At 63.4% G+C, this 8,932-nt stretch carries 11 protein-coding genes; 10 read left to right on the top strand and 1 reads right to left on the bottom strand.

Annotated features, from left to right (window positions below; translation table 11 throughout):
* Positions 1-814 precede the first annotated feature (814 nt).
* The 5 genes from rpmH (at position 815) to mnmE (ending at position 5,074) form a co-directional block, all read left to right on the top strand.
* Positions 815-949: a 50S ribosomal protein L34 gene (gene rpmH, locus AB870_RS23040; RefSeq protein ID WP_010806664.1), complete on the top strand. Its 135-nt coding sequence runs from the start codon at positions 815-817 to the stop codon at positions 947-949.
* Complete coding sequence (gene rnpA / locus AB870_RS23035) at positions 888-1,448, top strand: ribonuclease P protein component (protein WP_418303978.1); 561 nt, start codon at positions 888-890, stop codon at positions 1,446-1,448. The genes rpmH and rnpA overlap by 62 nt, the downstream gene beginning before the upstream one ends.
* A gap of 78 nt (positions 1,449-1,526) precedes the next feature.
* A complete protein-coding gene (gene yidD, locus AB870_RS23030) occupies positions 1,527-1,883 on the top strand; it encodes a membrane protein insertion efficiency factor YidD (protein ID WP_047906434.1) in 357 nt (118 codons plus the stop codon).
* Positions 1,884-1,907: 24 nt separating this feature from the next.
* Positions 1,908-3,560 (top strand): membrane protein insertase YidC, encoded by a 1,653-nt coding sequence (yidC, locus tag AB870_RS23025; protein ID WP_047906433.1) that lies wholly within the window; start codon positions 1,908-1,910, stop codon positions 3,558-3,560.
* Positions 3,561-3,667: 107 nt separating this feature from the next.
* Entirely contained in the window at positions 3,668-5,074 is a 1,407-nt protein-coding gene (mnmE, locus tag AB870_RS23020; RefSeq protein ID WP_047906432.1) for a tRNA uridine-5-carboxymethylaminomethyl(34) synthesis GTPase MnmE, read from the top strand.
* Positions 5,075-5,145: 71 nt separating this feature from the next.
* On the opposite strand, the gene AB870_RS23015 is transcribed toward mnmE, so the two are convergent.
* Entirely contained in the window at positions 5,146-5,973 is an 828-nt protein-coding gene (locus tag AB870_RS23015) for a DUF2076 domain-containing protein (protein ID WP_064674896.1), read from the bottom strand.
* 388 nt (positions 5,974-6,361) lie between these two features.
* Here AB870_RS23015 and AB870_RS23010 point away from each other — a divergent pair, with 388 nt between their 5' ends.
* From AB870_RS23010 to AB870_RS22990, 5 genes are all read left to right on the top strand, one after another.
* Positions 6,362-6,715 carry a hypothetical protein gene (locus AB870_RS23010; RefSeq protein WP_047906431.1) on the top strand — a complete coding sequence of 118 codons (354 nt, stop codon included), beginning with the start codon at positions 6,362-6,364 and terminating at the stop codon, positions 6,713-6,715.
* A 161-nt stretch (positions 6,716-6,876) separates the two neighbouring features.
* Positions 6,877-7,326, top strand: coding sequence for a hypothetical protein (locus tag AB870_RS23005; RefSeq protein ID WP_237170161.1), 450 nt, complete (start codon positions 6,877-6,879; stop codon positions 7,324-7,326).
* A gap of 103 nt (positions 7,327-7,429) precedes the next feature.
* Complete coding sequence (locus AB870_RS23000; protein WP_047906430.1) at positions 7,430-7,807, top strand: hypothetical protein; 378 nt, start codon at positions 7,430-7,432, stop codon at positions 7,805-7,807.
* Between the two features lie 242 nt (positions 7,808-8,049).
* Positions 8,050-8,547 (top strand): 2'-5' RNA ligase family protein, encoded by a 498-nt coding sequence (locus tag AB870_RS22995; RefSeq protein WP_053059501.1) that lies wholly within the window; start codon positions 8,050-8,052, stop codon positions 8,545-8,547.
* Between the two features lie 65 nt (positions 8,548-8,612).
* Positions 8,613-8,828: a hypothetical protein gene (locus AB870_RS22990; protein WP_047906429.1), complete on the top strand. Its 216-nt coding sequence runs from the start codon at positions 8,613-8,615 to the stop codon at positions 8,826-8,828.
* Positions 8,829-8,932 lie beyond the last annotated feature (104 nt).

Here is an 8,932-nt window from a genome sequence, read left to right as displayed (position 1 = left end):
GCAGCGTGTGTCCAGGTGGCGCGGGGCCCATCCGACTCCTTCGTCCGGCACATTTGCCACCCACCATCCGATACATCGAATATGGGGACGAAACGTGCCAAACCAAGCCGGTGAACCGTCCGCGAACAGGTCGGGACGGTTCACCGGCCGAGGTCGAGTCGGACCGGCGGCGCATTGCAGATGTCCGGCACCCGACGAACCACGGCGCAGCCCTCGGGTCTGGTCTCGCGCGTGCGGCCGGTTGCCCGGCGCGCGCAGACGACAAAACCCGGCGCGCTATCCACATGGCGACGTCACCGGTACTCTGCTGGGAAAAAAATTGATGGGGGATTTTACCGCCAAAGCGTCGGCAAAGCGAGTTATCCACAGGAATGCCCACAGCACGCGCATCTCCGGGCGGACGCACCGCGTTAACCCGCCTGACTTCGCGCGATAGCTGCGCAAATGCCCGGCAGTTGCGATGATTTGCCGCGAGAGCCGAAATATCTTGACGTCTTCCCATTTATCCACTGGCAAAAGTGAAGGCGCGGGCAACTCCGGCCATTATCCACAGCCACGACGCTATTCGGTGGCGGATCCGCGACAACGTCGGCGCCGATGGCGCACGGGCGCATTGGGGACGATGGCTAACCTATTGACACACAACGGAAAAGCCGATTAAATAGCGGGTTCGTTAGAAAGATAACCGGATTCCTATCCAACTCCCGACGGCTGGGTCACGCGTGAAAGTCCTTGAATTTGCAGGTTTTCGCGGTGTCCTTGTGGCGTTTTACGATGCTGCTGCGCGGGAATTTTTTCACACAGTGAGTGCATCATGAAACGTACTTTTCAGCCTTCCGTGACGCGCCGCAAGCGCACCCATGGTTTCCTGGTTCGCATGAAGACCCGTGGCGGCCGCAAGGTCATCGCCGCTCGTCGCGCCAAGGGCCGTAAGCGCCTGGCCGTCTAATCGCGGTTCTCGGTCGTACTGCGGTTTGCGCGTTAAGTCCGCAAGGCGCGAAGTCCCGGCACTGGGGTTTCCCAAAGCCGCGCGACTTCTCAAAACGGATGAGTTTTCATCCGTTTTTAGTTTGCGCCCCCTGCGTCGTACCGCGCACTTCGTGTTGTATATGCGCTGGCGCGAAGCCGCGCCGGACACCCCTGCCGATGCCACGCCTCAAGAAGGCCGCATCGGCATTGTCGTCGGTAAGAAGCATGCTCCGCGTGCGGTCACTCGCAATCTGATCAAGCGTCAGGCTCGCGAGATGTTCCGCCAGCGTCGTGCCACGCTCGCCGGCTGGGACTTCGTACTGCGACTGACCCGGCGTTTCGACAAGGGGACGTATACGGCAGCGGCCGCGCCAGTGCTGAACACACTGTGCCAGACCGAGTTTGCGCAGCTCTTCGACGCAGCCGAAAAGGCTGCCCGCAAGCGCCGCGCGTCCGAAGACAAGACGCAAGGTAGTTAGTCCCCACACGGTAGCGCCCGACCCCGGGCATGCGCCGCCCACCCGGCCAACTCGGCCGGACTGACAGGCGGAATCGAGATGCGAAGCGTGCTGTTGTTGCTCCTGCGCGGTTACAAGCTGGTGATCAGTCCCTGGCTGGGGAACCGTTGCCGCTTTCATCCGAGTTGCTCCGACTACGCGCGCGAGGCCATCGTCGAGCACGGTGCCGGTTACGGCACTTATCTCGCGGCCAGGCGTCTATGCCGCTGTCACCCGTTTCACCCCGGCGGTTTCGATCCCGTACCGCCGGCTCGACACGTCTGTAACGCTCCCGACCAGAACGCCGATAGCGCCGACAAGGCCGCCGCAAGCGACGCGTCGCGAGCCAAGCGGACGGTCTCGTCCGGGCCCGCGGCCGCATCGGCAGTTACGCGCCGCGCGCCGGGCCATTCCTGAGTTTCGTCCACCACGAGTTACCGCATGGACATCAAACGCACCGTACTCTGGGTCATTTTCGCGCTGTCTGTCGTGATGCTTTTCGACAACTGGCAACGCGCCAATGGCCATTCGTCGCTGTTCTTCCCGACGCCCGAAGCCTCCGCACCAGCCGCCACGGGTAACAACCGGACGCCTGCCAACGACCTGCCGCAATCCGCCAACGCCGCGGCGGCCGCGGGCAACGCCCCGGGTAACGCGCCTGCCACCGCCGCGCAGAAGGTCCGTATCACGACCGACGTCTACGAAGCCGACATCAGCACGCAAGGCGGCACGCTGTCGTTTCTCGCGCTCACGAAGTGGCCGGACGCCGACGAGGCCGACAAGCACGTCGTGCTGTTCGACAACACCCCGAGTCAACAGTACTTCGCTCGTACGGGTCTGATCGGTGGCGACTTCCCGAACCACAACGACATCTTCACGCAAGTGCCGGGCCCGACCACGATGACGGGTGACACGCTGACCGTGAAGTTCGAATCGCCGGTCAAGGGCGGCTTGCAGTTGGTGCGCGCCTATACGTTCCATCGCGGCAGCTACGTGATCGACGTGTCCAACACGATCGTCAACAAGACCGACGCCGCCATCAAGCCCACGCTGTACATGGAACTGGTGCGTGACGGTCGCGAGATCAGCGGCGCAAAGTTCTCGCACACGTTCACGGGCCCGACGGTCTACAGCAGCGACGAGAAATTCCAGAAGATCACCTTCAGCGACATCGACAAGGACAAGGCGAAGTACGTCAAGCAGTCGAGCGATGGCTGGATCGGCATGGTGCAGCATTACTTCGCCACGGCCTGGATTCCGAAGGAAGGCGCCACGCGCGAGAACTACATCGGCAAGCTGGACAACGGCCTGTACCGTGTCGGCGTGAAGGAGCCGCTCGCGAGCATTCCCGCAAATGGCAGCGAGACGGTCGATGCGCGTCTGTTCGCGGGCCCGCAGGAAGAGCACATGCTCGAGCAGATCGCGCCGGGCCTGGAACTGACGAAGGACTACGGTTACTTCACGATTCTGGCCAAGCCGCTGTTCTGGCTGCTCTCGAAGCTGCACGCGCTGATCGGTAACTGGGGTTGGGCGATCATCGCCGTGACCGTCATCATCAAGCTGGTGTTCTTCCCGCTGTCGGCCGCGAGCTACAAGTCGATGGCGCGCATGAAGGAAATCACGCCGCGCATGCAGGCACTTCGCGAACGCTACAAGAGCGATCCGCAGAAGATGAACGCCGCGCTCATGGAGCTTTACAAGACCGAGAAGGTCAATCCGTTCGGCGGCTGTATCCCGATCGTGATTCAGATTCCGGTGTTCATTGCGCTGTACTGGGTGCTGCTCTCGTCGGTGGAAATGCGCGGCGCGCCGTGGCTGGGCTGGATTCATGACCTCTCGACGCAGGATCCGTATTACATCCTGCCGGTGCTGATGGCCGTGTCGATGTTCATTCAGACCAAGCTGAACCCGACGCCGCCGGATCCGATGCAGGCCAAGATGATGATGTTCATGCCGCTGATCTTCTCGGTCATGTTCCTCTTCCTGCCGTCGGGTCTGGTGCTGTACTACGTGGTCAACAACACGTTGTCGATCGCGCAGCAGTGGTCCATCAACCGGATGCTGGGTACCAAGAAGAAAGAAAAGGCGGCCTGACGATTCACGTCCCGCCGTCTGACCGACACAGCCGCCCGCGAGTCTCTCGCGGGCGGTTTTGTTTGGTGCATGTCAAAATAAGCCCCTGTTTTTCAACGAATCGTTCCATGAGCGTCACTGCCCCCATTACGGTCGCGACCGTCCCGATCGCTGCCATCGCCACTGCCCCCGGACGCGGCGGCATCGGCGTGGTGCGCGTGTCCTTCGGCAAGCACCGCGGCGACGCCGTGCAACGTGTCATCGCGCGTCTCGTCGGTCAGCCGCTCAAGCCGCGCCACGCGTCGTATCTGCCGTTTCTCGACGGCGCCGGCGAAGCGCTGGATCGCGGCATCGCTCTGTACTTCCCCGGCCCGAACTCGTACACCGGTGAGGACGTACTCGAACTGCAAGGTCACGGCGGCCCCATCGTGCTGCAACTGCTGTTGCAGCGGTGTATCGACGAGGGCGCGGCGCTGGGCGTGCGGCTTGCGCAGCCGGGGGAATTCACGCATCGCGCCTTTCTGAACGACAAGCTCGATCTGGCGCAGGCCGAGGCGGTGGCCGACCTGATCGAGGCGAGCACCGAAGCGGCGGCGCGTTCGGCGAGTCGTTCGCTGGAGGGCGCCTTTTCGCGCGAGATTCATTCGCTGGTGGATCTGGTGATTCATCTGCGCATGCTCGTGGAAGCGACGCTCGACTTCCCGGAAGAGGAAATCGACTTTCTCGAGGCGGCCGATGCGTTCGGGCAACTCGAACGCATTCGCACGCAGCTGGCGCACGTGCTGTCGCAAGCGCGTCAGGGCGCGCTGCTGCGCGAGGGGATCAACGTGGTATTGGCGGGGCAACCGAACGTCGGCAAGTCGTCGTTGCTCAATGCCCTGGCGGGTGCCGAACTCGCCATCGTCACGCCGATTGCGGGGACCACGCGCGACAAGGTGCAGCAAACGATTCAGATCGACGGCATTCCGCTGCATATCATCGATACGGCGGGCTTGCGAGAGACGGAAGACGAAGTCGAGCGCATCGGTATCGAACGCAGCTGGAGCGAAATTGCGAAGGCGGACGCGGTGCTGCATCTGCTCGACGCGCGCACCGGCATGACACCGGAAGACGAGATCATCGCGACGCAGTTGCCGAAACACGTGCCCATCGTGCGCGTCTACAACAAGACCGATCTGGCGGGTGAGCCCGCAACGGTACTGCCGAAGGAAGGGGCGGCGCCTCTCGGGGTTCGCCTCTCGGCGAAGGGCGGGCAGGGCATCGATTTCCTGCGTGCCGAACTGCTGAAGATCGCCGGGTGGCAAGCCGGCAACGAAGGCGTGTTTCTCGCGCGCGAGCGCCACTTGTCGGCACTGCGTGCCGCACGCGATCACATCGAGATGGCGCACGCGCATGCGCGGCGGAATGCCAATGCGCTCGATCTCTTTGCAGAAGAACTGCGTCTCGCGCAGGAACAGCTCAGCACGATCACCGGCGAGTTCACTTCGGACGATTTGCTCGGGGTGATCTTCAGCCGGTTCTGCATCGGCAAATAACGGTAAAAATAGCGAGACATAGCGATCCGGCCAAAGCCGCGAGCGCAACCACCGCGCCCGCGAATTTTTCATCAGAGGTAATTCGAATCGTCGTCGTAATTGCCGTCGTAATTGCCGTCGTAATTGCCGTCGTAATTGCCGTCGTAATTGCCGTCGTAATCGCCGGCGTTCATCAAGCCGTCGTCGAGATTCGAGACATCGTCGTTCGACGTGTTGAGGAAATTGTTGCCGCTTCCACCGCCATTTGCGCTTCCGTTTCCGTTTCCGTCCTCGTAGATCGTGTTGTTGATGATCGTCTCGGACGGCATCATGCCGCTGCCTAATCCGCCACCCCCTCCGAACCCGGCGCCGCTGTTACGGTGAAACAGGCTCTCGATGCCCTGGAACAGGAAAGCGCCGCCGGCCACGCCAGCGGCCGTCGTGGCGATGCTGCCGAGCGTGTTGCGTGCTCCATCGCCGAACCATCCCGAGCGTTGTGCCGATGCGGCAGGTTGCCCGCTCGGCTGCGCCGGCGCCGGCGCTGGTGCCTGCACCGGCGCTTGCGTCTGCGTCGTATACGAGCCGGGTGCGGCTCCCTGACCGACGTCATACCCCGCCGTACTTCCCGCATTCCCGGCATTCCCAGCGTTACCCCAGACATTTCCACCGCCGAGGAACGAGGCGTGAGCGCCGCCCTGCGCCGCCTGCAATTGCGATTGCAGCGTGGCAATCTGCGCGCGCGCCGATGCCAATGCGTGATCGAGCAGCAATGCGCGCTGCACGAGTAGATACGCCGCGTCCGGCTGGCGACGAACGGCGTCGGCAATCAATGCCTCCGCCTGCTCGTCCTTGACGCCTGCCTGGGCCTGCGTGAGTTGCGCCAGAAAGACCTGAAGTGTCTGCAATTCCTGCTGGTTCATGATTTGCCTCTGTGAGCGGCACGAAGGATGCCGATGATGCGAGTGATGCGGTGGCTGCCAATGACGAACCCAGTATGCGAAGCGAAGCTTAAGCGGATCTTAAGATGCCGACGCCATGTGTAACCGCGTGTAGCGACACCACCGGCACGCGTAATTCGCGTGCGTGCCAGCGACACAAACGGCATGAGCGAGGCCGGGCAGAAAACAAGGAAATTCCGGATTGCCGACGGGTGGCGGCGCGAAGGGTAATGCTTTGAAACACTTCTAACAGGGATCGTAATTGCCCGGCAGGCACGACACGCCTAGACTCTGAGGCGTCAGTTCCCGGGCAGCGTGGCAGCGTGGCAGAACCCACTGCGCCCGACGCTCGTTCTTCGAGGTCCGTGTCGTGAAACGTCTTCCTGTTGTTCTCGGCTTCGTCGCCGTGGCCGCTGCCATGGTCAGCAGCAGCGCCTTCGCCTGGCATGGCGGCGTGCGCGTCTGGGTCGGCCCCGGCTATTACCCCTACCCCTACGCCTATCCCTATGCCGTGCCTGCGCCGTATTACGCGCCGCCGCTCGTCGTCGTCCCGAGCCAGCCGCAGCAGTACGTCGAGCAGCCGCAACCCGGCGCGCAAAACGGCGGCCCCGCGGCGAACGGCGACACCTGGTACTACTGCGACAAGGCCGGCGCGTACTATCCCTACGTGAAAACGTGTCCTGCCGGATGGCGCGAAGTGCCCGCGCAACCGGCGTCGAACTGAGCCGGAGACACGTGATGTCATTCGAATCGCCCCAATCGCCCGATACCCGCACGTCCGATGCCGTCCTGCCCGGGCAGCCGACACGTCGGCGGCACGTGCCGCGTCTGCTCGCTCCCATTGCTGCCGTTCTAGCCGCATCCACGCTCGCCGGCTGCGTCGTGATGCCGACCGGCCCGAGTCTCATGGCGCTACCCGGCACCGGCAAATCCTTCGATCAGTTCCGTCAGGACGACTTCAACTGTCGTCAATACGCGTCGGGACAAAACGGCGGCACCGATGCCACCGTCGCCGCCAACAACAGCGCCATCGGCAGCGCTGTGCTCGGCACCGCACTCGGTGCCGCCGCCGGTGCCGCGATCGGCGGCGGGTCGGGTGCCGCTATCGGCGTGGGTGCGGGCCTGCTCGCGGGCGGTGCAGTGGGTGCCGGAAACGCGCAGACGTCTGCATACCTTACGCAAAGCCGTTATGATCAGGCCTACGTTCAGTGCATGTACGCCTCCGGCAATCGCGTTCCTGTTCGCGGCGATATGGTGTCGTCGCAACCGGTTCAGCGCTATGCACCGCCGCCGCCTCCGCCCCCGGGCTGGAAGCCGCCGCCGGGCAGCTACTGATTCCATAACAACGTTCGCGACATTCACAATACGGCAGACGTAGAGCGGCGTCCTTCCTGCGAGGCGACACCGGACTCGTCCGTCTGCCCGCACGAGATTCCCGATGGCCCACGATTCGACTGTCCGCCGCGCTTCGCCCGCCCGTCACGCTTCGCCGCTGCGCAAATCACTGTGGACGCTGCTGCCCACCGCGCTCGCCGCGGCGCTCGTGGCGCCGCCCCACGCTCATGCGCAGAACACCGCGAATGGCGCAAATGGTGCTGGCAGTACGACCGGCGCTGCAACGGCAGGAAACGCATCGACATTCAACCCGTCGGCCGACATCTCGCGCGCCGTATCCCGCGACACGACCGACGCCGCGATCCAGAACAACTGGAACAGCATCATGCGCCCGCCGGTACAGGCGAAGCCGGAGGAAAAACCCGCCGATTCGCCGCGGCGCAATCGTCGCGGCATCACGCCGGGTATTTCGACGAACTGATCTGCCGGCGCGGGCGCCGCCTGCACCGGTGCGTGCGGCGGCGTCGTGTTTCGCAATGGCACGATGCCGTTGCGTCGAGCAAGAGGGCCTCACCCCGGCGACGTATGCGCCTTCGACGGGCGGTTCCCTCGCCATGGCGGAACATTGCGCGGCGATCCACTGCCGTTTGCCCGGCTGGCATTCGCCTGTTCCCCCGTCTACTATGAGAATCATCCGCAGGCTCCACTCCCTCTGGTGTTCTCATGCGACTCTTCCTGGCTCTGTGGCCGGGGCCGGGCGTGCGCGCGCAACTTCACGACTGGGCCCGCTCGGCTCACGAAGAATGCGGCGGACGCGTGCTTCGCGCCCAGACCCTGCATCTGACGCTCGCATTTCTCGACGAGGTCGACCCCGCGCGTCTGCCCGTGCTGCTTGCGCTCATGCAACGCACGCCGCTCGAACCTTTCACGCTGACGCTCGATCATCTCGGTTACTGGTCCGATCGCAAGATCGTCTGGGCGGGCGCCCCCAGCGTTCCCGATAGCCTCATCGCCACGCCCGCAGGGCGCCCTCGGATCCGCATCCTCACCCGCTGGTCTGGCATTGCGACGGTTATGTCCTCGTGCATTCGGTGCGAACACCGCGCGGCCCGCACTATCGCTTGCTTGCGAAACATCAGGGCGGGCAGCCCGACGGCACCGACGGCTTTTTCGAGACCTCGGCCGAGAAATCGGCAATGCCAGCAACGCAATACGGTATAGTCGGATGACGATACGCCGGCCGGCCGGTCGGCGCGTCGGTTTCTCGTCATTCGCAGGAGGCTCAAGTGCAAGTCGGATCGATCGTCAAATCCAATCACATCGCCGTGCCGCGTGGTGCCGTGGGCATCGTGATCCGTGTGCTGGGTCACATGGCGATGGTTAGGTGGTATGCCGGCCAGCCCGGTGCATCGCGTGAGCTCAACACGGAACCGTTCGATATCGTCGATTTGATCGAAACAGGCGATGTCATGCCCGTCGGAGGTAGCCCTATCCTGCACTGAATATCGTGCGGCGTCGCAAGACGCCATTCAAACAAAACGCCGGTCCTTTGCGAGAGGGACCGGCGTTTTACATGGGACACTGCAATACCGGGTTAGCCACGCGC

The organism is Pandoraea faecigallinarum (assembly GCF_001029105.3).
Taxonomy (GTDB): Bacteria; Pseudomonadota; Gammaproteobacteria; order Burkholderiales; family Burkholderiaceae; genus Pandoraea; species Pandoraea faecigallinarum.
This window is presented reverse-complemented; position numbering and strand designations above follow the sequence as displayed.

Excerpts from the sequence above, each read along its gene's own strand:
- AB870_RS22995 (WP_053059501.1), top strand. The coding sequence starts at position 8,050 with ATGCGACTCTTCCTGGCTCTGTGGCCGGGGCCGGGCGTGCGCGCGCAA.
- rpmH (WP_010806664.1), top strand. The coding sequence starts at position 815 with ATGAAACGTACTTTTCAGCCTTCCGTGACGCGCCGCAAGCGCACCCAT.
- yidC (WP_047906433.1), top strand. The coding sequence starts at position 1,908 with ATGGACATCAAACGCACCGTACTCTGGGTCATTTTCGCGCTGTCTGTC.
- AB870_RS23000 (WP_047906430.1), top strand. The coding sequence starts at position 7,430 with ATGGCCCACGATTCGACTGTCCGCCGCGCTTCGCCCGCCCGTCACGCT.
- AB870_RS23005 (WP_237170161.1), top strand. The coding sequence starts at position 6,877 with ATGCCGACCGGCCCGAGTCTCATGGCGCTACCCGGCACCGGCAAATCC.
- mnmE (WP_047906432.1), top strand. The coding sequence starts at position 3,668 with ATGAGCGTCACTGCCCCCATTACGGTCGCGACCGTCCCGATCGCTGCC.
- AB870_RS23015 (WP_064674896.1), bottom strand. The coding sequence starts at position 5,973 with ATGAACCAGCAGGAATTGCAGACACTTCAGGTCTTTCTGGCGCAACTC.
- yidD (WP_047906434.1), top strand. The coding sequence starts at position 1,527 with ATGCGAAGCGTGCTGTTGTTGCTCCTGCGCGGTTACAAGCTGGTGATC.